General features: G+C 75.1%; 17 protein-coding genes and 1 riboswitch. Of the genes, 13 read left to right on the forward strand and 4 right to left on the reverse strand.

Annotated elements, in window-relative coordinates; genetic code table 11:
* From pheT to CFLA_RS08235, 3 genes are all read left to right on the forward strand, one after another.
* Positions 1-2,580: a phenylalanine--tRNA ligase subunit beta gene (gene pheT, locus CFLA_RS08225; RefSeq protein ID WP_013116862.1), complete on the forward strand. Its 2,580-nt coding sequence runs from the start codon at positions 1-3 to the stop codon at positions 2,578-2,580.
* A gap of 246 nt (positions 2,581-2,826) precedes the next feature.
* Positions 2,827-7,785, forward strand: coding sequence for an ExeM/NucH family extracellular endonuclease (locus CFLA_RS08230; protein WP_013116863.1), 4,959 nt, complete (start codon positions 2,827-2,829; stop codon positions 7,783-7,785).
* A gap of 89 nt (positions 7,786-7,874) precedes the next feature.
* Positions 7,875-8,396, forward strand: a complete 522-nt coding sequence (locus CFLA_RS08235; protein ID WP_013116864.1) for a hypothetical protein — start codon at positions 7,875-7,877, stop codon at positions 8,394-8,396.
* A gap of 104 nt (positions 8,397-8,500) precedes the next feature.
* On the opposite strand, the gene CFLA_RS08240 is transcribed toward CFLA_RS08235, so the two are convergent.
* Entirely contained in the window at positions 8,501-9,811 is a 1,311-nt protein-coding gene (locus tag CFLA_RS08240) for a TrpB-like pyridoxal phosphate-dependent enzyme (protein WP_013116865.1), read from the reverse strand.
* A gap of 207 nt (positions 9,812-10,018) precedes the next feature.
* A riboswitch (TPP riboswitch) is annotated at positions 10,019-10,117 on the forward strand.
* Here CFLA_RS08240 and thiM point away from each other — a divergent pair.
* From thiM to CFLA_RS08260, 4 genes are all read left to right on the forward strand, one after another.
* Entirely contained in the window at positions 10,109-10,948 is an 840-nt protein-coding gene (gene thiM, locus CFLA_RS08245) for a hydroxyethylthiazole kinase (protein WP_013116866.1), read from the forward strand. Its footprint overlaps the riboswitch before it by 9 nt.
* Positions 10,945-11,610, forward strand: coding sequence for a thiamine phosphate synthase (locus CFLA_RS08250; RefSeq protein WP_013116867.1), 666 nt, complete (start codon positions 10,945-10,947; stop codon positions 11,608-11,610). The genes thiM and CFLA_RS08250 overlap by 4 nt, the downstream gene beginning before the upstream one ends.
* A complete protein-coding gene (gene thiD, locus CFLA_RS08255; RefSeq protein WP_013116868.1) occupies positions 11,607-13,106 on the forward strand; it encodes a bifunctional hydroxymethylpyrimidine kinase/phosphomethylpyrimidine kinase in 1,500 nt (499 codons plus the stop codon). Before CFLA_RS08250 ends, thiD begins: the two co-directional genes overlap by 4 nt.
* A 53-nt stretch (positions 13,107-13,159) precedes the next feature.
* On the forward strand, positions 13,160-13,828 hold the full coding sequence (locus tag CFLA_RS08260) for an HAD family hydrolase (RefSeq protein ID WP_013116869.1): 669 nt from the start codon (positions 13,160-13,162) through the stop codon (positions 13,826-13,828).
* Between the two features lie 21 nt (positions 13,829-13,849).
* Here CFLA_RS08260 and CFLA_RS08265 read toward each other — a convergent pair whose 3' ends face one another.
* From CFLA_RS08265 to CFLA_RS08275, 3 genes are read right to left on the reverse strand one after another with little or no spacing between them, the layout of a single operon-like run.
* The gene (locus CFLA_RS08265) at positions 13,850-14,479 is read right to left on the reverse strand and encodes a hypothetical protein (protein WP_013116870.1); all 630 of its coding nucleotides are present in this window, start codon (positions 14,477-14,479) and stop codon (positions 13,850-13,852) included.
* A gap of 16 nt (positions 14,480-14,495) precedes the next feature.
* On the reverse strand, positions 14,496-15,248 hold the full coding sequence (locus tag CFLA_RS08270) for a DsbA family oxidoreductase (RefSeq protein WP_013116871.1): 753 nt from the start codon (positions 15,246-15,248) through the stop codon (positions 14,496-14,498).
* Positions 15,245-16,228 (reverse strand): quinone oxidoreductase family protein, encoded by a 984-nt coding sequence (locus CFLA_RS08275; RefSeq protein ID WP_043598913.1) that lies wholly within the window; start codon positions 16,226-16,228, stop codon positions 15,245-15,247. The genes CFLA_RS08270 and CFLA_RS08275 overlap by 4 nt, the downstream gene beginning before the upstream one ends.
* Before the next feature lie 76 nt (positions 16,229-16,304).
* On the opposite strand from CFLA_RS08275, the gene argC reads away from it, so the two are divergent.
* From argC to CFLA_RS08305, 6 genes are read left to right on the forward strand one after another with little or no spacing between them, the layout of a single operon-like run.
* Entirely contained in the window at positions 16,305-17,369 is a 1,065-nt protein-coding gene (gene argC / locus CFLA_RS08280; RefSeq protein WP_148234321.1) for an N-acetyl-gamma-glutamyl-phosphate reductase, read from the forward strand.
* A complete protein-coding gene (gene argJ, locus CFLA_RS08285; protein ID WP_013116874.1) occupies positions 17,366-18,589 on the forward strand; it encodes a bifunctional glutamate N-acetyltransferase/amino-acid acetyltransferase ArgJ in 1,224 nt (407 codons plus the stop codon). Before argC ends, argJ begins: the two co-directional genes overlap by 4 nt.
* A complete protein-coding gene (argB, locus tag CFLA_RS08290; protein WP_013116875.1) occupies positions 18,586-19,593 on the forward strand; it encodes an acetylglutamate kinase in 1,008 nt (335 codons plus the stop codon). Before argJ ends, argB begins: the two co-directional genes overlap by 4 nt.
* Entirely contained in the window at positions 19,590-20,918 is a 1,329-nt protein-coding gene (locus CFLA_RS08295; RefSeq protein WP_013116876.1) for an acetylornithine transaminase, read from the forward strand. Before argB ends, CFLA_RS08295 begins: the two co-directional genes overlap by 4 nt.
* Positions 20,915-21,847: an ornithine carbamoyltransferase gene (argF, locus tag CFLA_RS08300; RefSeq protein ID WP_013116877.1), complete on the forward strand. Its 933-nt coding sequence runs from the start codon at positions 20,915-20,917 to the stop codon at positions 21,845-21,847. Before CFLA_RS08295 ends, argF begins: the two co-directional genes overlap by 4 nt.
* Entirely contained in the window at positions 21,844-22,350 is a 507-nt protein-coding gene (locus CFLA_RS08305) for an arginine repressor (protein ID WP_013116878.1), read from the forward strand. Before argF ends, CFLA_RS08305 begins: the two co-directional genes overlap by 4 nt.
* The last annotated feature ends 36 nt before the right edge of the window (positions 22,351-22,386 follow it).

The raw sequence follows: 22,386 nt of genomic DNA on the forward strand, positions 1-22,386 counted from the left end.
ATGCCCCGTATCCCGCTGACCTGGCTCGGCGAGCACGTCGAGCTGCCCGCCGGCCTCACGGCCGAGCAGCTCGCCGCCGACCTCGTGCGCGTCGGCCTGGAGGAAGAGGCGATCCACTCCTCGGGCGTGAGCGGCCCGCTCGTCGTCGGCCAGGTGCTCGAGCTGATGCCCGAGCCGCAGAAGAACGGCAAGACGATCAACTGGTGCCAGGTCGACGTGGGCGCGCACAACGCGCTCGACGAGGCCGGGAACCCGACCGTGCCGCGCGGCATCGTGTGCGGCGCGCACAACTTCGGTGTGGGCGACCGCGTCGTCGTCGCGCTCCCCGGTGCCGTGCTGCCGGGGCCGTTCGCGATCTCGGCGCGCCGGACGTACGGGCACGTGTCCGACGGCATGATCTGCTCGCAGCGCGAGCTGGGCCTCGGGGACGACCACGCCGGCATCATCGTGCTGTCGCGCCTCGGCCACGGGGAGGACGCGACGGCACCCGGCACGGACGCCCTCGCGCTGCTCGGCCTCGGCGACGAGGTCCTCGAGATCAACGTGACGCCCGACCGCGGGTACTGCTTCTCGATGCGCGGCGTCGCTCGCGAGTACGCGCACTCCACGGGAGCCGCGTTCACCGACCCGGGCGTCGAGACGCCCGAGACCCTGCGCGAGCGCCCCGCGGGCTTCGCGGTCGAGATCGAGGAGGACGCCGGCATCCACGGCGTGCCGGGCTGCGACCGCTTCGTCGCGCAGGTCGTCCGCGGCGTGCGGGCCTCGGGCCCGTCGCCGGCGTGGATGCAGCGCCGCCTGACGCAGGCCGGCATGCGGCCCATCAGCCTCGCGGTCGACGTGACGAACTACGTCATGCTCGACCTCGGCCAGCCGATGCACGCCTACGACCTGGGCACCGTGACGGCGCCCGTCGTCGTGCGGCGCGCGCGTCCCGGCGAGAAGGCCACGACGCTGGACGACGTCGAGCGGGCGCTCGACCCGCAGGACCTGCTCATCACCGACTCCACCGGCGGGCGCGCGGCACGCGTGCTGGGCATCGCGGGCGTCATGGGCGGCGCGGACTCCGAGGTGTCCGACGCGACGACCGACCTGCTGCTGGAGGCCGCGCACTTCGACCCCGTGAGCATCGCGCGGTCGTCGCGGCGTCACCGGCTGACGTCGGAGGCGTCCAAGCGGTTCGAGCGCGGGGTCGACCCCCGGCTCGCCCGGGTGGCCGTCGCGCGTGCCGCGGCGCTGCTCGTCGAGCACGGCGGCGGCACCGCCGACGACGCGCTGACGGACGTCGACCGTACGCGGCCGGCGCCGGTCGTCGCGTTGGACCCGTCGCAGGCCGCGCGCCTGGTCGGGGTGCCGTACACGGACGACGAGGTGCGCACGACGCTGACGGACATCGGCTGCGAGGTCGACTGCGCCACGACGCCGTGGCAGGTGCGCGTGCCGTCGTGGCGTCCGGACCTCGTCGTCGGGGTCGACCTGGTCGAGGAGGTCGCGCGGCTGCGCGGCTACGACGCGATCCCGTCGCTCGTGCCGCCCGCGCCCTCGGGGACGGGGCTGACGCGCGGGCAGCGGCTGCGCCGCGCGGTCGCGGACACGCTCGCCGCCGGGGGGCTCGTCGAGGTGCTGAGCTACCCGTTCGTCGGCGCCGACCAGCTCGAGGTGCTCGGGTTGCCGGCCGGGGACGAGCGGCGCCGGGCCGTCCGGCTGGTCAACCCGCTGGCTGACGGCCAACCGCTCATGCGGACCGACCTGCTCGTCACCCTGCTGGACACGGCGCGCCGGAACGTCGCGCGCGGCAACGTCGACCTCGGTCTGTACGAGCTGGGGCTCGTCACGCTGCCCGACGTCGGTGCGCCGCCCGCACCCCGCCTGCCCGGGGGGGTGCGCCCGAGCGACGGGCAGCTCGCGGCGCTGGAGAAGGCCGTGCCCGCGCAGCCCCTGCACGTCGCGGGCGTCCTGGCAGGTCTCGCCGAGCCGGCGCGCCGCGGGAGCGTGGGTCGCCGGGCTGACCTCGAGGACGTGCTGGCGCACGTGCAGCGCGTCGCGCAGGTCGTCGGCGTGGAGCTCTCCGCCACGGCGGACCGCGAGCGGGCGCCGTTCCACCCGGGCCGGTGCGCGCGGCTGACGGTCCCGTCGGGCGCCGTCGTCGGCCACGCCGGCGAGCTGCACCCGAAGGTCGTCGCGGCGCTGGACCTGCCGGCCCGCGCGGTCGCGTTCGAGCTGGACCTGACGGCGCTGCTCGCCGCGACGCCGTCCGAGCCGGTGCCGGCCACCCCGGTGTCGACGTTCCCCGTCGCCAAGGAGGACGTCGCTCTCGTGGTGGCCGACGACGTGCCGGTCGCGGACGTCCTCGCGGCCGTCCGCGCGGGTGCGGCGGGCAGCGCGGCGGGTGACGTCCTGGAGGACCTGCACGTGTTCGACGTGTACGCGGGCGACCAGGTCGGTCCCGGGCGCAAGTCCGTCGCGTTCGCGTTGCGGCTGCGCGCGCAGGACCGCACGCTGACGGCCGCCGAGACCGCGGCCGTGCGGGATGCGGTCGTGGCCGAGGCGCACGCACGGGTCGGGGCCACGCTGCGCGCGTGAGGCACCCGCGGCACGCGGGCCGCGGGGCGCTCGTCCCCGCGGCCCCATGCGGGCGGCCCGCAGTGGTGCCGGAACCGGGACGAATGCCGCGTGGTCGGACGAGTTCACCAGAAAGTTACTGTCGGGTAGTTGCGGCAGATCGGGTGAACCGCGCAAGGTGAGGACAGTCGTCCAGGTGACGGCGTCTTGCCCGCGCGACGGGGCGCGTCCCACGCCCCTCCGTCGCGCCCGACGGAGGGGACCCCCTTGCACGCTCGACCACGCCCTGCCATCGGAGCGCTCGCGGCGCTCGCACTCGTGCTCACCGGTGGCGTCGCCACCGCCGGCGCGGCGCACGCGGCGCCGGCCACCACTGCGCCGCTCGTGATCAACGAGGTGTACGGAGGCGGGGGCAACTCCGGCGCGACGTACGACCGTGACTTCGTCGAGCTGTACAACCCGACGGCCGAGCCCGTGGACACGGCCGGCTGGTCGGTCCAGTACGCGTCGGCAGCCGGTGCCGTCTACCAGGTGACGCCGCTGACGGGTGTGGTCCCCGCGGGCGGCCAGCTGCTCGTCGCCCAGGCGGCGGGTTCCGGCGGGACCGTCACCGTCGAGGGCGACGTGGTCGGCACGATCCCCATGAGCTCGACGTCCGGCAAGGTCGCGCTGGTCGCGGCGACCGGTGCCCTGACGTGCGCCGGCACGTGCTCTGCGGCACCCGAGGTCGTCGACCTCGTCGGGTACGGGGCCGCGAACGACTACGCTGGCACCGGTCCCGCTCCTGGTCTGACGAACGCCACGTCGGCGTCGCGCGACGCCGCCCACACCCACACCGCAGACAACGCGGCCGACTTCACGGCGGGCACGCCGACGCCCCAGGGCCTGGGGGGAGGTTCCGCCCCGGACGACGGGACGTACACCGTCGCGGAGATCCAGGGCACGGGCACGGCGTCGCCCCTGGTGGGCGCGACCGTCACGACGTCGGGTGTCGTCACGGCGGCGTACCCGACCGGTGGCTTCCAGGGGTACGTCATCCAGACGCCGGGCACGGGAGGGGCGCTCGACCCGGCGCGGAACGCGTCCGACGCGGTCTTCGTGTACTCGTCCGCCACCGTCGGGTCCGTCACGGTCGGCGACCACGTCGAGGTCACGGGCGTGGTGAGCGAGTTCAACGGCCTCACGGAGATCACGGTCGCTGCGGGCGGCCTGCGTGCGCTGCCCGACGCGGCCGACGTCGCGCCGCTGACCGGGTCGTGGCCCGCCACGGCGGAGGGGCGCGAGGCGATCGAGTCGATGCTGCTCGCGCCGGAGGGGCACTTCACGGTCACGAACACCTACTCGACCAACCAGTACGGCGAGGTCGGCCTCGCGGCCGGCACGACTCCGCTGCTGCAGCCCACCGAGGTCGGGCGACCCGGCTCGCCGGAAGCCGCGGGGGCCGTCGCCGACAACGCGGCCCGCGGGGTGGTCCTCGACGACGGCGCCACGACCAACTTCCTGTCGTCGGCCAACCAGTCGCTGACGCCGCCGTACCTCTCGCTCGAGAACCCGGTGCGCGTCGGCGCGGCCGCGACGTTCACCGAGCCGGTCGTCGTCGACTACCGGAACAACTCGTGGAAGCTCAACCCGACCCGCCCGTACGTGGCCGGCGGACCCGCACCCGTGACGTTCGAGAACGACCGCACGCCGACGCCGGCCGCGGTCGGCGGCGACGTGACCGTCGCGTCGTTCAACGTGCTCAACTACTTCACGACGCTCGGCGCGGACACCGCTGCGTGCGAGGCCTACCGCGACCGCGCCGGTGACCCGGTGACGGTCAGCACGGGCTGCGCGCAGCGCGGTGCGTGGGACCCGGACGACCTGCAGCGCCAGCAGGACAAGATCGTCGCCGCGATCGACGCACTGGACGCGGACGTCGTCGGGCTGCTGGAGATCGAGAACTCCGCGGTCGTCGACGGTGTCGCCGACGAGGCCCTCGGAACCCTCGTCGACGCGTTGAACGCGGCCGCCGGGGCCGGCACGTGGGCGTTCGTCCCGTCGTCGGACGAGCTGCCGGACGTGGCCCTGCAGGACACCATCACGAACGCGCTGATCTACCGCACGGCGTCGGTCGAGCGCACGGGGGAGTCGCGGGCCCTCGGGACCGCCAGCGCGTCCGGGCAGGCGTTCGCGAACGCCCGGGAGCCGATCGCCCAGGCCTTCACGCCCGTGGGTGGCGGTGAGCCCGTGCTCGTCGTCGTCAACCACCTCAAGTCCAAGGGCTCGGCGGGCCCGTGGACCGGCGACGCCGACACGGGCGACGGGCAGGGCGCGTCGAACGAGTCCCGGGTGCGTCAGGCGACCGCGCTGCGGGACTGGGTGCCGACCGTCCAGGGCGACGTCGAGGCCGTGGCGCTGGTGGGCGACTTCAACGCCTACACGCGCGAGGACCCGCTGCAGGTGCTGTACGACGCGGGCTACGTCGACGCGGTCGAGACGCTGGCGCCCGGGCAGTGGTCGTACTCGTTCTCTGGCCTGTCGGGCTCGCTCGACCACGTGCTGCTCAACGAGGCCGCGCGTGCGCGAGCGACCGGCGCCGACGTGTGGGAGATCAACGCCGAGGAGTCCGTCGCCCTCGAGTACAGCAGGTACAACTACCACGGCAGCCTGTTCCACGCCGACGACCCGTACCGCTCGTCCGACCACGACCCGGTGCTCGTCGGGCTGTCCGCCGGCGAGTCGGACGACGGACCCGTCGACCTGACGTTCCTCAACATCAACGACTTCCACGGTCGCATCGACGGCAACACCGTGAAGTTCGCCGGGACCGTCGAGGAGCAGCGCGCGGCGGCCGAGGGCCCGGTCGCGTTCCTCTCCGCCGGGGACAACATCGGCGCGTCGCTGTTCGCGTCGTCGGTGCAGCAGGACCAGCCGACGATCGACGTGCTCGACGCTCTCGACCTGGCGGCCTCCGCTGTCGGGAACCACGAGTTCGACGCGGGCTACCAGGACCTCGTGGACCGCGTGATCGCGGACGGCGCCAACGCCCGGTTCCCGTACCTGGGCGCCAACGTGTACCTCGAGGGCACGGCGACGTCCGCGCTCGACGAGTACGCGCTGCTCGACATGGACGGCGTGACCGTCGGCGTCATCGGCGCGGTCACGCAGGAGACGCCGACGCTCGTGCGGCCGGACGGGATCGCCGGGCTGGAGTTCGGCGACCCCGTCGAGGCGGTCAACCGCGTCGCGGCGCAGCTGACGGACGGGGACGCGTCCAACGGCGAGGCCGACGTGCTCGTCGCCCAGTACCACGAGGGCGCCGGTGCGGGAACGCCGGACGGTGCGACGCTCGAGGAGGAGGTCGCCGCGGGCGGCGCGTTCGCCGACATCGTCACGGGCACCGACCCGGCGGTGGACGCGATCTTCACGGGCCACACGCACAAGCAGTACGCGTGGTTCGGGCCGGCAGCCGACGACGCGACGCGGCCGGTCGTGCAGACCGGCTCCTACGGCGAGCTCCTCGGCAAGGTCGTGCTGACCTACGACCCGGCGACCGACGAGGTCACGGCGGCCACCGCGGAGAACGTCGCGCGGACGACCACCCCCGACGCCGACCTCGTCGCGGCGTACCCGCGCGTCGCGGCGGTCGCCGACGTGGTGGCGCAGGCGCTCGCGTACGCCACCGAGGTCGGGTCGCAGCCCGTCGGCTCGGTCACGGCGGACGTGACGACGGCGTTCGGCGGCGGCTCGTTCGTCGACGGCGTCTACGTCGGGTCCGCGCCGGGTACGACGACCGGCCGGGACGACCGCAGCCGGGAGTCCACGCTCGGCTCGCTCGTGGCCGACGCGCTGCTCGAGACCCTCGCGGCGCCCGAGCGCGGCGGCGCGCAGATCGGCGTCGTCAACCCCGGCGGGATGCGCGCGGAGCTGCTGTACGCGCCCGACGGCACGATCACGTACGCCGAGGCCAACGCGGTGCTGCCGTTCGTCAACAACCTCTGGACCACCACCCTCACGGGCGCCCAGGTGGTGACGATGCTCGAGCAGCAGTGGCAGACCAACGCGGACGGCACGATCCCGAGCCGGCCGTACCTCCAGCTCGGGCTGAGCGACAACGTGTCCTACACGTACGACGCGACGCGCGAGCTGGGCGACCGCGTCACGTCGGTCACCGTCGACGGCGCGCCGATCGACCCGGACGCGGAGTACCGCATCGGGACGTTCTCGTTCCTGGCGCAGGGCGGGGACAACTTCCGCGTCCTCGCCGAGGGTGCCCGCACGGCCGACTCCGGGTTGATCGACCGGGACGCGTGGGTCGCGTACCTGCAGGCGCACCCGGGTGTCGCACCGGACTTCGGCGAGCGCGCGGTCGCCGTGCCGGAGCTGGAGCCGGTCATCCCGGGTGGCGAGCTGTCCTTCGAGGTGGGTGGGCTCAACCTGACGAGCCTCGGGGCACCGCAGAACACCGAGGTCGAGGTGCGGCTGGGTGACGACGTGCTCGGCACCTTCCCGCTCACGCAGGGTGCGTCCGGGCCGGAGGCGTCCGGCCGGGTGACCGTGGCGGTGCCCGACGGGCTCGAGGCGGGTCGGCACCTGCTCACCGTGGTGGCCTCGCCCAGCGGTACGACCACGACGGTGCCGTTCACGGTCGACGAGCGCACCGCGTCCTCGACGACCACGTTGACGGCCTCGCCGTCGAGCCAGGTGTCCGGCACGCGTGGCACGCGTGTGCGGCTGACGGCGCTCGTCGAGGCACCGGTGGACGCCACGGGTCCCGTGCAGTTCCTGGTGGCCGAGGACGTGCTCGGCACGGCGTCGCTGCGGGACGGCCGCGCGGTGCTCACGCTGCCGGCGGACACGCCGGCCGGCACGTACGAGGTGGTCGCGCGCTGGGCGGGCGACGACGCGGTGGCGGGCTCGCAGTCCGCGCCCGTCACGGTGACGGTCGAGCGGGCCACGAGCAGCACGTCGCTCACGGTGCTGCAGTCGCCCCTGCCCCGGCTCGTCCCCTCGGTGTGGGTCGCGACCGTCGGTCTCGACACCGCGCGGCTTCCGCAGGGCCACGTCGAGCTGCGCGAGGGCGACCGCGTCCTCGCGCGGGCGGACGTGGTGCTCGGCCTGGCGGCGGGCACGGTGCCGCGCGGGATCGGCTCGGGCACGCACCGTCTCACCGCGGTGTTCGTCCCCGACGCCCCGCAGGACGTCGCCGGCAGCACCAGCAGCGTCGTGACGGTGCGCGGCTGAGTCGCGACGTGGGCCCGACCGGGTGACCCGGTCGGGCCCACGTCGGTCCGTGCGCCCGACGGCGCTGCGGCAGGTGCCACGATGTGCGCATGACCGACGACGACGCGAGCACCGACGGCACGGCGCGCTCGCTCACCATGACGGACGAGCTGCTGCGCGCCATGACGCGTGACGTCACGGCCCTCCTGCTCCGCAGCCGTCAGGCGCTCGGCCTCTGGGCAGGGTTCTTCGCCGTGGTCGTTCCCGTGCTCCTCGTGGTCGCCGCGACCGTGGGCGACACGGATCTGCTCCTGCTGTACCTCGGGCTCGTCCTGGTGACGGTGGCCGTGCTCGTCGTCGTGCAGGTCCTGGTGACCCGCCGCTCGGTGCGTCGCGCACTGGTCGTCGCGCTCCCGCAGGGCACGGACGTGCGCGTGGCGGTGACCGGCGAGGAGCTGCAGCAGCGCGGCGCGCTCGGGTCCTCGCAGACGGCGTGGTCCGCGTTCCGGGACGTCCGCGTGCGCGGCGCGGCGGCGGTGCTGCGGCTGCGCGGCTCGTCCGCGTTCGTCGTCCTGCCGTCCGCCCTGCTCACGGACGCCGACCTCGCCGTGATCCGAGCCCGCCTGGGCTGACGCCCGGTCGGCGGGTCCTCGGGTCGTCACGGCGCCTCCCAGGAGCGGGACCGACCCACCGCGGAGCGGGTGGTCGGCCCCGTTCCCGGGACGGCCGGGTGGTCTCAGACGAAGTCGTGGTACGCGGGCAGGTCGAGCACGCCGTTGCCCGAGAGCCCGATGACGATCGTCTCGTCGGTCGTGGCGGCGCGCGCGTGCGCGATCGCCCCGGCGACCGCGTGTGTCGACTCGGGCGCCGGGATGATCCCCTCGGCGCGCGCGAACTCGATGCCCGCGGCGAACGCGTCCTCCTGCTCGACCGCGATCGCCTCCATCAGCCCCAGCGCGTAGGCGTGCGACACCATCGGCGCCATGCCGTGGTAGCGCAGGCCGCCCGCGTGGATGGGCGGCGGGACGAAGTCCTTGCCGAGCGTGTGCATCTTCAGCAGCGGCGTGAGACCCGCGACGTCGCCGAAGTCGTACCGGTACTCGCCCTGCGTCATCGACGGGCACGCCGCCGGCTCGCACGCGACGACGCGCGTCGTGGCGCCGTCGCGCAGGTTGCGGCCGATGAACGGGAACGACAGCCCGCCCAGGTTCGACCCGCCGCCGGCGCAGCCGAACACGACGTCCGCGGTCTCGCCGATCTCGTCGAGCTGCGTGAGTGCCTCCTGCCCGATCACGCTCTGGTGCAGCAGCACGTGGTTGAGCACCGACCCGAGCGCGTAGTGCGCCTTGGGGTCCTGTGCCGCGACCTCGACCGCCTCGCTGATCGCCATCCCCAGGGAGCCCGTGGTGGTGGGGTCGGCGGCGAGCATGGCGCGCCCCGCCGCGGTGAGGTCCGAGGGCGACGGGTGGCACGTCGCGCCGTACGTCTCCATCTGCATGCGACGGTACGGCTTGGCGTCGTACGACGCACGGACCTGCCACACCTCGAGGTCCAGGCCCAGGAGCGAGCATGCCATCGACAGCGACGCACCCCACTGGCCGGCGCCCGTCTCGGTCGTGAGCCTGGTGATGCCCTCGACGGCGTTGTAGTAGGCCTGGGCCACAGCCGTGTTGGGCTTGTGCGACCCGGCGGGCGAGACGCCCTCGTACTTGTAGTAGATCCTCGCGGGGGTGCCGAGCGCGCGCTCCAGGCGCAGCGCCCGCACGAGCGGTGACGGCCGCCACAGCGCGTAGATCTCCCGCACGGTCTGCGGGATCTCGACCCAGCGCTCGGTGGAGACCTCCTGGCCGATGAGCGCCATGGGGAACAGCGGTGCGAGGTCCTCCGGGGTGAGGGGCTCGCGCGTGCCGGGGTGCAGCGCGGGCGGGCACGGCTCGGGCAGGTCGGCGGCGAGGTTGTACCAGTGGGTCGGCACGGCCGAGGGCACCACGGTGCCGACCGGGTCGGTCAGGGCAGCGGGTCGGGGCGTGTCGGGGGAGGTGGTCATGTCGCCTCGCAGGTTCGGGCGCTCGCGCGCGCGGCATCGGTGCCGGGGGCGCCGCGTCGTCTCCGCCGTCGGCGACCCGCAGCGCGAGCGTAACCGCCGCACCCTCGTGGCCTGTGGCGCCGTTGGTCCCATGGGGTGACCCGCAGGGTGGGAGTCCGCCACGCGAGACCGCGTGGCGGACCGCCCTGGCGCGGGGTCTAGGGTCGGGACCGAGACACGGGGTGCCCTGTACCGAGCAGGGCTGAGATCACACCCGTCGAACCTGATCTCGTTCGTACGAGCGAAGGGATGTCCTCCATGACGTCTGCCCTCCCTGCCCACCCTGCCGATCTCGCGGTGGCGTGCGGCGCCGCCCTCGACGACCTGCGGACGCGTACACCGCTGGTCCAGTGCCTCACCAACGAGGTGACGACCAACCTCGTCGCCAACGCGCTGCTCGCCGTCGGCGCCTCACCGGCGATGGCGAGCGTGCCGGGTGAGGCCGAGGAGCTCGCGGGCGCGGCCGGTGCCGTGCTCGTGAACCTCGGCACGCCCGGACCCGACCAGCGCGCGAGCATGGGCGCGACCGTCGCCGCTGCCTCCGGGGCCGGTGTGCCGTGGGTCCTCGACCCCGTCGCCGTCGGCGTGCTCGCCGTGCGCACGCGGCTCGCGGGCCACCTGCTGGCCGAGCGACCCGCGGTGGTCCGGGGCAACGCGAGCGAGGTGCGTGCGCTCGCGGGCTTCGTGTCCGCAGGACGTGGCGTGGACGCGCGCGACGACGTGGAGGCCGCGGCCGACGCGGCCGACGCGCTCGCCCGGCTCACCGGCGGGGCCGTCGCGGTCTCGGGGCCGGTCGACCTCGTGAGCGACGCGCGGGGCCAGGTGCGCCTGGCCGTCGGCGACCCCCTGCTCACGGCGGTCACGGGCGCCGGGTGCGCGCTCGGCGGGCTCGTCGCGGCGTTCACCGCGGTGGCGCCGGCCCGCACGGCGGCCGTCGCGGCGACGACCGCCCTGGGTCTCGCGGCCGAGCGGGCCGCGCGAGGCGCACGCGGCCCCGCGTCGTTCCAGGTCGGTCTCGTCGACGAGCTGTACCGGCTGACGCCCGCGGACCTCGCGGCACGTGTCGGGACGGCGCAGCAGGTGGGGGTGCCGGCATGAGCGCGCTGCCCTGCGGGATCTACCTCGTCCTCGACGCCGACGTGTGCACCCGCGCCGGGCACGACCCTGCAGGGGTCGCGGTCGCGGCGGTGCGCGCAGGCGTCGGCACCGTGCAGGTACGCGCCAAGCGCGCGGGCGTGCGCGACCTCGTCGCCCTGACGGTGGCGGTCGCGGACGCGCTGCGCGGGTCGCCGCCGGCCGCTCTCGTCGTCGACGACCGCGTCGACGTCGCCCTGGCCGCCCGGGCGCGCGGTGCCCGGGTCGACGGCGTGCACGTCGGACGTCACGACCTCGAGACCGCCGACGCCCGCGCGCTGCTCGGCCCCGACGCGCTGGTCGGGGTGTCGGCGGCGCGGCCCGAGCACATGGCGGCCGCGGTCGGTGCCGACCACGTCGGTAGTGGTCCGGTGCGGCTCACGCCCACCAAGCCGGAGGCGGGGCCGGCGATCGGGTTCGACGGGCTGCGGGCGGCCGTGGTCGCGGCCGACGGGCGCCCCGTCGTCGCGATCGGGGGGCTCGGCGCCGCCGACGCCCCCGCGCTGCGCGCCGCGGGCGTCCACGCGATGGCGGTGGTGAGCGCGGTGTGCGCGGCACCCGACCCCGGCGGCGCCGCCGCACGGCTGGTCGCGGCGTGGCAGCAGGTCCCGGCGGTGGCCCGGTGAGCGCCGCGAGCCGCGTCCGGGTCCTCTCGGTCGCGGGCACGGACCCGACCGGTGGTGCCGGCGTGCACGCCGACCTCAAGTCGTTCGCGGCGCACGGCGCGTACGGCATGGCGGTCGTCACGGCGCTCGTCGCGCAGAACACGCACGGCGTGCGTGCGGTGCACGTGCCCGACGTGACCTTCCTGCGTGCCCAGCTCGACGCGGTGAGCGACGACGTGACGGTCGACGCCGTGAAGATCGGCATGCTGGGCACGCGCGCTGTCGCCGACGAGGTCGCGTCGTGGCTGACCCGCACGCGGCCGCCCGTGGTCGTGCTCGACCCGGTGATGGTCGCGACGAGCGGGGACCGGCTGCTCGACGCCGATGCCGAGCACGCCGTGCGCGCGCTCGTCGCGCACGCCGACCTCGTGACGCCCAATCTCCCGGAGCTCGGGGTGCTGCTCGGCGAGCCGACGGCCACGACGTGGACGGACGCCGTCCGCCAGGCGCGCCGGCTCGCGCGTGACGCGGGCGTCACGGTGCTGCTCAAGGGCGGTCACCTCGACGGCGACGCGAGCCCCGACGCCGTCGTCGACGCGACGACCGTCACGGAGCTGGACGCGCCGCGCGTCGCGACGACGAGCACGCACGGCACGGGGTGCTCGCTGTCCGCCGCGGTCGCGGCGCTGCGTCCGCGGCGCCCGGACTGGGTCACGGCCGTGCGTGAGGCCAAGGAGTGGCTGACGGGGGCCATCGCCGCGGGCGAGGCGCTCGCCGTCGGCTCGGGCCGCGGGCCGGTCGACCACCTGCACCACGCGCCCGGCCTGGGCGCGCGCCCGTTCAGCGCCGAGGCGTGGGACCACGTGGCCGACCTGCGAGCCGCGTGCGACGACCTGCCGTTCGTGCGCGGGCTCGCGGACGGGACGCTGCGGGTGGAGGAGTTCGAGCAGTACCTGTACCAGGACGCGCTGTACCTCGCGCAGTACTCACGCGTCCTCGCGCGGGCCAGCCAGCTGGCGACCGAGCCCGCGGCGCAGGCGTTCTTCGCACGTGGCGCGTCGCGCTGCCTCGAGGTCGAGACGCGCCTGCACGAGGACCGTCTGGCCCGCGCCGGGCACCGGTGGTCCGGCCCGGCGAGCACCGCCACCACCGCGTACGTCGACCACCTGCTCGCGGTGGCGGCCACGGGCTCGTACGCCGAGGTGGTCGCCGCGGTGCTGCCGTGCTACTGGCTCTACGCCGACATCGGGGCGCGCGTCCTGGCGCGTGCGGGCGACCTCTCCACCCACCCGTACCGCGACTGGGTCGGCACGTACGGCGACCCGGAGTTCGCCGCCGCGACGGCCGACGCGTGCGCGTTCGCGGACGCGGCCGCCCGGGACGTCGGGGCCGGGACGCGTGCGCGCATGCTCGCGGCGTTCACGACGTCGTGCGCGCACGAGGTGGCGTTCTTCGACCAGGTGCGGGCCGGCGCCGGGCGCGGCGCCCCGGTGGCGGTGGGGGCCGCGTCCGCCTGAGGACCGCCGCAGGGGTGTCGCACCGAGCGTCGGTCGTGGCAGGGTGTGGCGCCGTGACCCCCACGACGACGCCCGGGACGACGTCCGCAGCACCGCGCCCGGTCTGGGCCGACGTGACCGCCGTCGTGCTCGACGTCGGCGAGACGCTCGTCGACGAGTCGCGCCTGTGGCTGCGGGCGGCGCAGGAGGTCGGCGTCACCCCGCTGACGCTCATGGCGGTCCTCGGCGCGCTGACCGAGCGCGGTGAGCCGCACCACCACGTGTGGGAGGCGGTCGGTGTCGAGCCGCCGACGACCCCGTCGGAGATCCTGCCCGAGGACCTGTACCCCGACGCGCTGCCGGCGCTGGGTGCGCTGCGCGCGGCCGGCTACGTGGTCGCCGTCGCGGGGAACCAGCCGGCACGAGCGGAGCAGCAGCTCCGGGAGGCCGGGGTCGAGGTCGACATGATCGCGACGTCGGCGCGCTGGGGAGTCGCGAAGCCGTCGCCGGCGTTCTTCGCGCGCGTCGTCACGGACCTCGGGCTCACGCCGGCCGACGTGCTGTACGTCGGTGACCGTCTCGACAACGACGTCCTGCCGGCGCGTGCCCTCGGGATGCGCACGGCGTTCGTGCGACGCGGACCGTGGGGTCACGTGCAGGCGCGGCGTCCGGACGCAGCGCTCGCGGACGTCCGGGTCGGCTCGTTGCGTGAGCTCGCCGCGCGCATGCTCGGCGTGGGTTGAGGCCGGGCGGACCGGTCACCGTCAGGCGGCGAGCAGGTCCCGCAGCTCGAGCAGCGGCCGGGCGTCGGCCGGTTCCTCGGCCGTCCACGCCACCGCCCCCACGCGCTGCTCGACGAGGCGCTCGCCCAGCAGCGCGTCGAGCAGCAGGAACGTGATCTGGCCGCGCGCCTGGTCGGGCAGGTCCCTGAACACCGGGTGCCACGTCTCGACGTCGACGAGGTCGCCGCGCGGCGTCAGCACGGCGCGCACGTCGCACAACGCGAGCCGCCCGTGCCCGAGGTCGACGGCGACCCCCTCGGGCTCCGCGACCGGCCGCCGCCAGGTGTCGTACTCGAACGCGTCGTCGGCCGGCGGTGCGGCGGCGAGCCAGCGGTCCGCGACCTCGCGCAGGCCGGGGTCGCCGGCGGCCGTCACGACCAGCACGTGCCGCGCGGTGCGTCCGGTGCCGGTCTCGAAGTCGAGGTCAGGGTGGATCGCACGGATGCGGGGGACCAGGTCGTCGGCCACCGGCCGCGGGTCCGCACGCTCGTCGAACACCGCCGCGGCGCGGGCCCGACCCTCGGCCACCCACCACTGCCAGAACGTGGCGATCGCCTCGTCCTGCCGGAGGAGGACGGCCTGCGGGTCGGCGCGGCGCCGGAAGAAGCCCATCGCCGCAGGCTAGGGCTCAGCACGTGCCGTCGGTGCAGACGTCACCCGTCTGCGCCACGACGAGCGGGTTGGCCTCGCGCCACCCGGCCTCGAGCAGCTGCGTGAGCACGGCCGCCGGCTGCGCACCGGAGACGGCGTACCTGCGGTCCACGACGAAGAACGGCACCCCCGTGACGCCGAGCTCGCGGGCCGTCGCGAGGTCCTCGCGGACGGCGTCCGCGGCGTCGTCGCCCGCGAGGGCCGCGGCGACGCGCGCGCCGTCCCAGCCGTGGGCCGCGAAGCCCGCCTCCGCTGCCAGCGCGACGAGTGCGCCGTCCGCACCGAGGTCGACGCCGCGCTCGAAGTGCGCCGAGAACAGCGCCTCGGTCGTCGCGTCCACGAGCGCGGCGCCGCCGGCCTCACGCGCGAGGTGCAGCAGGCGGTGCGCGTCGAAGGTGTTGAACGCCAGCGTCCGCTCGAAGTCGTAGCGCAGCCCGTCCGTCGCGGCGACGGCCGTGACGTGCGCGAACATCTGCTGCACCTGGTCGCGTGGCAGCCCCTTCATCTCGGCCAGGGCGTCGATCTCGGGCCGGCCGGGTCCCACGGGCGCCTCGGGGGACAGCTGGTACGAGCGCCACACGACCTCGACGTGGTCGCGGTGCGCGAACCCGCGCAGCGCGGCCGTGAACCGGCGCTTGCCGATGAAGCACCACGGGCAGGCGACGTCGGACCACACCTCGACGGTGACGGTGCGGGGCGGGGCGGCGAACGTGGAGGTGTCGATCGTCACGGGAGCAGCAGGACCTTTCCGGTGGTGGCACGCCCTTCGAGGGCGCGGTGGGCCTCGGCCGCGTCGGCCAGGGGGTACGTCGCGCCGACGTGCACGTCGAGGGCGCCGGCGCGCACGGCGTCGAAGAGCTCGGTGGCACGCCACCGGAGCTCCTCGGGGGTGGCGACGTGGTCGCCGAGGGTGGGGCGCGTGACGTAGAGCGAGCCGGCGGCGTTGAGGCGCTGCAGGTCGACCGGCGGCACCTGCCCGGACGCGCCGCCGAAGAGCACGAGCGTGCCGCGCCGCGCGAGCGACGCGAGCGACGCGTCGAACGTGTCGCGGCCGACGCCGTCGTAGACGACGTGGACGCCGCGCCCGCCGGTGAGGTCGCGCACCAGCGCGGGCAGCTCGGTGGTGACGTCCGACAGCTCGCGGTAGCGGATGACGTCGGCCGCACCGGAGGCGCGCGCGAGGGTCTCCTTGTCCGCCGAGCCGACGGTGGAGATCACGCGCGCCCCGCGCGCCGCAGCGAGCTGCGTGGCGAGCAGGCCGACCCCGCCGGCGCCGGCGTGCAGCAGGACGTCGTGGCCCGCGGCGACGGGGAAGGTGGACGCGACCAGGTAGTGGGCTGTGAGGCCCTGCAGGGGCAGTGCGGCGGCGGTCGCGTCGTCGACCCCGGCCGGGACGACGAGCGCGTCGGCCTCCTTGACGGCCACGAGCTCGGCGTACGACCCGGCCGCGGACGACCACGCGACGCGGTCCCCCGGGGCCAGCGTCGTGACGTCCGCACCGACCGCGACGACCTCGCCGGCGCCCTCGGACCCCACGACGTGCGGGAACGGCATACGGTAGACACCGCTGCGCCGGTAGGTGTCGATGAAGTTCACGCCGGCCGCCGCGACGCGCACGACGACCTCGTCGGGCCGCGGCTCGGGGGCGGGGACGTCGGTGACCTGCAGGACCTCGGGGCCACCGGCACGGGTGGCGACCACAGCGCGCATGCCTCCCGCAACCACGCGGGGGACGCCCGCTGTTCCCGGCCACCCTTGGTATTTGTCTGCAGTCGACTGTATGTTCATGCACATGACGTTCACGGTGGCGGTGGCCGGAGCCAGCGGGTACGCAGGTGGCGAGATCCTGCGCCTGCTCCTCGACCACCCGGAGGTCCGCATCGGCACGCTCACCGCGCACTCCAACGCGGGCACCCCGCTGGGCGCGCACCACCCGCACCTGCGCGCGCTCGCCGATCGCGTCCTGGAGCCCACCACCCCGCAGGCGCTCGCGGGCCACGACGTCGTCGTCCTCGCGCTGCCGCACGGCGCGAGCGGCCAGGTCGCGGCCGAGCTTGAGGCGCTGGGCGAGGACCCCGTCGTGCTCGACCTGGGTGCCGACCACCGCCTCGTGGACGCCGCCGACTGGGAGGCGTACTACGGCAGCCCGCACGCCGGCACGTGGACGTACGGCCTGCCGGAGCTGGTCGTCGGGGACACGCACCAGCGCGCGCGCCTCGTCGACGCGCGCCGCATCGCCGTCCCCGGGTGCAACGTCACCGCCGTCACTCTGGGCCTGCAGCCCGGGGTCGCCGCCGGCCTGCTCGACACCACCGACCTCGTCGCCGTCCTCGCGGTCGGCTACTCCGGCGCCGGCAAGTCGCTCAAGCCGCACCTGCTGGCCTCCGAGGCGCTCGGTTCCGCCGCGCCGTACGCGGTCGGCGGCACGCACCGGCACGTCCCCGAGATCGCCCAGAACCTGCGCAGCGCCGGCGCGGGCGACGTCCGCACGTCGTTCACGCCCGTCCTCGTGCCGATGTCCCGCGGCATCCTCGCGACCGCCACGGCACGGCTCGCGCCCGGCGTCGAGGCCGACGACGACGCGCTGCGCGAGGTCTGGACCGCCGCGTACGCCGACGAGCCCTTCGTCGAGGTGCTGCCCGCCGGCCAGTGGCCGACCACCGCCATGACCGCCGGCGCCAACACCGCACTCGTGCAGATCGCCCACGACGCGCGCGTCGGACGCGTCGTCACGGTCACCGCCATCGACAATCTCGTCAAGGGCACCGCCGGCGGTGCCGTCCAGTCCCTCAACCTCGCGCTCGGGCTGCCGGAGACGCTCGGCCTGCCGCGGAACGGAGTCGCCCCGTGACCGATCACCTCGGCCCCGCGCTCGAGGGCACCTCGCCCGGCACGTCGCCCGGCGTGACGGCTGCGCGCGGCTTCCGGGCGTCCGGCGTCACCGCCGGGCTCAAGGCCTCCGGCACGCCGGACATGGCGCTGGTCGTCAACGACGGCCCGCGGCAGGCCGGCGCAGCCGTGTTCACCACCAACCGCGTCGTCGGCGCGCCCGTGGTGTGGTCCCGGCAGGTGGTGGCCGACGGCGTCGTCGCCGCGGTCGTGCTCAACTCCGGTGGCGCCAACGTGAGCACCGGGCCCGAGGGGTTCCTCGACTCGCACATGACGGCCGAGCGGGTGGGCGCTGCGCTCGGCGTCTCCGCGGGCGACGTCGTCGTGTGCTCGACGGGTCTGATCGGCGAGCGGCTGCCGCGGCAGGTCCTGCTGGACGGCGTCGACCTCGCGGCCGACGCGCTCGGTGACGACGGGCTCGCGGCGGCGACCGCGATCATGACGACCGACTCGGTGCCGAAGACCGCGCACGTCACGGTGCAGACGCCCGACGGTACGTTCACGGTGGGCGGCATGGCCAAGGGCGCGGGCATGCTCGCGCCGGCGCTCGCCACGATGCTGTGCGTCGTCACCACCGACGCGGACGTCGAGGCACCCGTGCTCGACTCGGTGCTGCGCTCGGCGACGGCTCGCACGTTCGACCGCGTCGACTCCGACGGCTGCATGTCGACGTCGGACACCGTCGCCCTGCTCGCGTCCGGTGCGTCGGGCGTCACGCCGCCGCGTGACGCACTGGCCGACGCGGTGCTGCGCGTCTGCGCGTCCCTCGCGCGACAGCTCGTCGCGGACGCCGAGGGTGCGTCGCACGACGTCGCCGTCCACGTCACGCACGCCACGAGCGAGTCCGCGGCCCTCGCGGTCGCCCGGGCGGTCACGCGCTCCAACCTCTTCAAGGCCGCGATCTTCGGCAACGACCCCAACTGGGGACGCGTGCTCGCGCAGGCCGGCACGGTGCCGGAGGACGTCGCCCCGTTCGACCCCGAGGCCGTCGACGTCTCGATGAACGGCGTCATGGTGTGCCGCGCCGGACGCCCGCACGCCGACCGCACCGAGGTCGACCTGGCCGCGGACCGCGAGGTCCACGTCGTGGTCGACCTGCACGCCGGCGACGCGTCGGTCACGGTCTGGTCCAACGACCTCACGCACGACTACGTCCACGAGAACAGCGCGTACTCCACATGAGCGACTCCCTCCCGCCCGTCCCCGACGACTTCGTCTTCGACACCCGCACCGACCTGCGGGCCGACCAGAAGGCGGAGGTCCTCATCGAGGCCCTGCCCTGGCTCCAGCAGTTCGCCGGGGCGCTCGTCGTCGTGAAGTACGGCGGCAACGCCATGATCGACGACACGCTCAAGCGCGCGTTCGCGCAGGACATGGTCTTCCTGCGGCAGGTCGGCCTGCGGCCCGTCGTCGTGCACGGCGGCGGACCGCAGATCAACGCCATGCTCGACCGGCTGCAGATCGCCAGCGAGTTCCGCGGCGGCCTGCGCGTCACGACGCCCGAGGCCATGGACGTCGTGCGCATGGTGCTCACCGGGCAGGTCTCGCGCGAGCTCGTCGGGCTGCTCAACGCCCACGCACCGCACGCGGTCGGCCTGTCGGGCGAGGACGCGGGCCTGTTCCAGGCGCGCCGCCGCACGGCCGTGGTGGACGGGCAGGAGGTCGACGTGGGTCTGGTCGGCGACGTCGTGCAGGTCAACCCGGGCGCCGTGCTCGACCTGCTCGACGCCGGGCGGATCCCCGTGGTGTCCACGGTCGCGCCGGACGTCGACGACCCGACCCAGGTGCTCAACGTCAACGCCGACACCGCCGCGGCGGCGCTCGCCGTGGCGCTCGGCGCGCGCAAGCTCATCGTCCTCACCGACGTCGAGGGTCTCTACACGGACTGGCCCGACCGCTCGACGCTCGTGCGCCGCATCCGCGCGTCTGCGCTGGCCGAGCTGCTGCCCCGGCTCGACGCGGGCATGCGGCCCAAGATGGAGGCGTGCTGGCGCGCCGTCGAGGGCGGCGTGCCGCGCGCGCACGTCATCGACGGCCGCGCGACCCACTCGATCCTCGTCGAGGTCTTCACGTCCGACGGCGTCGGCACGATGGTGCTGCCCGACGCCGACCCCGACGGCCACCCGTCGACCGTGCCCGTGCGCGCCGTGCGCCTGGCCGCCGAGGACCAGGAGGCGACCCCGTGACGACCAGCCCCGACGCGACGGCACCGGCCGCGCCTACCGCCGGCACCGCGCGGCACCGCGCCGACGGCGCGCACGACGCGCTGCCCGTCCCCGCCGCCACCGGGTCGGTGGCGGAGTGGACCGAGCGCTACACGCACGCGGTGATGGACACGTTCGGCCCGCCGCAGCGCGTCCTCGTGCGCGGCGAGGGTCCGTACGTGTGGGACGCCGACGGCACCCGCTACCTCGACCTGCTCGGGGGCATCGCGGTGAACTCGCTCGGCCACGCGCACCCCACGCTCACCGCGGCCATCAGCGCGCAGCTCGGCACGCTGGGCCACGTCTCGAACTTCTTCGCCAGCCCCGCGCAGGTGGCGCTCGCCGAGCGGCTGCTCGCGCTCGCCGAGGCCCCCGCGGGCTCACGGGTGTTCCTCACCAACTCCGGCACGGAGGCGAACGAGGCCGCGCTCAAGCTCACGCGCCGCCACGGCGCCGGCAGCCGCCCGCGCGTCCTGGCGCTCGAGGGCGCGTTCCACGGCCGGTCCATGGGTGCGCTGTCCCTGACGCACAAGCTCGCGTACCGCGAGCCGTTCGAGCCGCTGCCCGGCGGGGTGGAGTTCCTGCCGTTCGGCGACTCCGACGCGCTGCGCACCGCCTTCGCGCAGGACGGCGAGAACGTCGCCGCCCTGTTCCTCGAGCCGATCCAGGGTGAGGCGGGAGTGCGCCCGCTGCCCCCCGGCTACCTGGCCCTCGCCCGCGAGCTCACCACCGCGCACGGCGCGCTGCTGGTGCTCGACGAGGTGCAGACCGGCATGGGCCGCACGGGCCGCTGGTTCGCGCACCAGCACCCGCACGTGGGCGGCGGCGTCCTGCCCGACGTCGTGACGGTCGCCAAGGGGCTCGGCGGCGGGTTCCCCGTGGGCGGGCTCATCGCCTACGGGCCGCAGGTCGCCGCGCTGCTCGGGCGTGGTCAGCACGGCACGACGTTCGGTGGCAACCCCGTCGCGTCGGCCGCCGCGCTGGCGACCATCGGTGTCATCGAGCGCGACGGTCTGCTCACCCACGTCACGGAGCTGGGGGAGCGGCTGCGCGAGCGGCTGCGCTCGACCGGCAACGCGCTCGTCGGCGAGGTCCGCGGCGAGGGCCTGCTCATCGCGGTCGAGCTGACCGCGCCCGTCGCCGCGCGGGTGGTGGCCCGGGCGCTCGACGCGGGGATCGTCGTCAACCCCTGCACGCCCACCACGCTGCGCCTCGCACCCCCGTTCGTCCTCACGGACGAGCAGGTGCAGCCGTTCGTCGACCTGCTGGCCGCGCTGCCGGCCGACCTCGCGGAGGAGACCCCGTGACCCGCCACTTCCTGCGCGACGACGACCTGACGCCCCGCGAGCAGGGCGAGGTCCTCGAGCTCGCGCTCGCGTTCCGTGACGACCGCTTCATCCGCACGCCCCTGACGGGACCGCGTGCGGTCGCCGTCATCTTCGACAAGCCGACCCTGCGCACGCAGGTCAGCTTCCTCACCGGCATCGCCGAGCTCGGCGGCTACCCGCTGCCGGTCGACGGCACGCTCGCGCGCATCGGCGTGCGGGAGTCGATCGCCGACACCGCGCGGGTGCTCGGCCGGCAGGTCGCGGCGGTGGTGTGGCGTACGCACGCACAGACACGCCTCGAGGAGATGGCCGCGCTCGCGGGCGTCCCGGTGGTGAACGCGCTGACCGACGAGTTCCACCCGTGCCAGGTGCTCGCCGACCTCACGACCGTCGCACAGCACCGCGGCGGCGTCGCGTCGCTGCCGGGCACGACGCTCGCGTACGTCGGTGACGGCGCCAACAACATGGCGCACTCGTACCTCCTCGGCGGCGCGACCGCCGGGCTGCACGTGCGCGTGGGCACCCCGGCGGCCGCGCTGCCGGACGCGGCCGTCGTGGCCCGCGCCACCGAGATCGCCGCGGGCACGGGAGGTTCGGTCGCGGTGGTCCACGACCTCGCCGAGGCGGTGAGCGACGCGGACGTCGTCGCGACGGACACGTGGACGTCGATGGGGCAGGAGGACGCGGGCGCGGGGCGCGAGCGGCTCTTCGAGCCCTTCCGCCTCGACGCGGACGCGCTGGCGCTCGCTCGTCCAGGTGCGTTGGTCCTGCACTGCCTCCCGGCGTACCGTGGCAAGGAGATCACGGGAGACGTGCTCGACGGCGCGCAGTCGGTCGTGTGGGACGAGGCGGAGAACCGCCTGCACGCGCAGAAGGCCCTCCTGTCCTTCCTCCTGGAGCACTCATGAGCACCCCGATGGTGGCCTCGACGAAGGCGGCGAGGCACGCACTGATCACCTCGCTGCTGCAGCGCGGGATGGTGCACTCGCAGGGCGAGCTCGCGGCGCTGCTCGCGGACGAGGGTGTGACCGTCACGCAGGCCACCCTGAGCCGCGACCTCGTCGAGCTGCGCGCGGTGCGGATCCGCACGGCCGAGGGCGCGCTCGTCTACGCCGTCCCGGGCGAGGGCGGCGACCGCACGCCGACCACGGCGGACGCCGAGCACCTCGCCGCGCGCCTGTCACGCCTGTGCGCGGAGCTGCTGGTCACGGCGGAGGCGTCCGGCAACCTCGTCGTGCTGCGCACGCCGCCGGGGGCTGCCCAGTTCCTCGCGTCGGCCATCGACCACTCGGTGCTGCCGACGGTGCTCGGCACGATCGCGGGCGACGACACCGTCCTCGTGATCTCGCGGGACCCCGACGGCGGGGACGCGCTCGCTGCTCGCTTCCTGTCCCTCGCGGGTGACGGCTGAGACGGGTTGTGCATAGGTCCGCATCAGGATGTATGT

The organism is Cellulomonas flavigena DSM 20109 (assembly GCF_000092865.1).
Classification (GTDB): domain Bacteria; phylum Actinomycetota; class Actinomycetes; order Actinomycetales; family Cellulomonadaceae; genus Cellulomonas; species Cellulomonas flavigena.

Coding starts and splice junctions, on each gene's coding strand:
- pheT (WP_013116862.1), top strand. CDS start 1: ATGCCCCGTATCCCGCTGACCTGGCTCGGCGAGCACGTCGAGCTGCCC.
- CFLA_RS08235 (WP_013116864.1), top strand. CDS start 7,875: ATGACCGACGACGACGCGAGCACCGACGGCACGGCGCGCTCGCTCACC.
- CFLA_RS08240 (WP_013116865.1), bottom strand. CDS start 9,811: ATGACCACCTCCCCCGACACGCCCCGACCCGCTGCCCTGACCGACCCG.
- thiM (WP_013116866.1), top strand. CDS start 10,109: ATGACGTCTGCCCTCCCTGCCCACCCTGCCGATCTCGCGGTGGCGTGC.
- CFLA_RS08250 (WP_013116867.1), top strand. CDS start 10,945: ATGAGCGCGCTGCCCTGCGGGATCTACCTCGTCCTCGACGCCGACGTG.
- CFLA_RS08265 (WP_013116870.1), bottom strand. CDS start 14,479: ATGGGCTTCTTCCGGCGCCGCGCCGACCCGCAGGCCGTCCTCCTCCGG.
- CFLA_RS08275 (WP_043598913.1), bottom strand. CDS start 16,228: ATGCGCGCTGTGGTCGCCACCCGTGCCGGTGGCCCCGAGGTCCTGCAG.
- argC (WP_148234321.1), top strand. CDS start 16,305: ATGCACATGACGTTCACGGTGGCGGTGGCCGGAGCCAGCGGGTACGCA.
- argB (WP_013116875.1), top strand. CDS start 18,586: ATGAGCGACTCCCTCCCGCCCGTCCCCGACGACTTCGTCTTCGACACC.
- CFLA_RS08305 (WP_013116878.1), top strand. CDS start 21,844: ATGAGCACCCCGATGGTGGCCTCGACGAAGGCGGCGAGGCACGCACTG.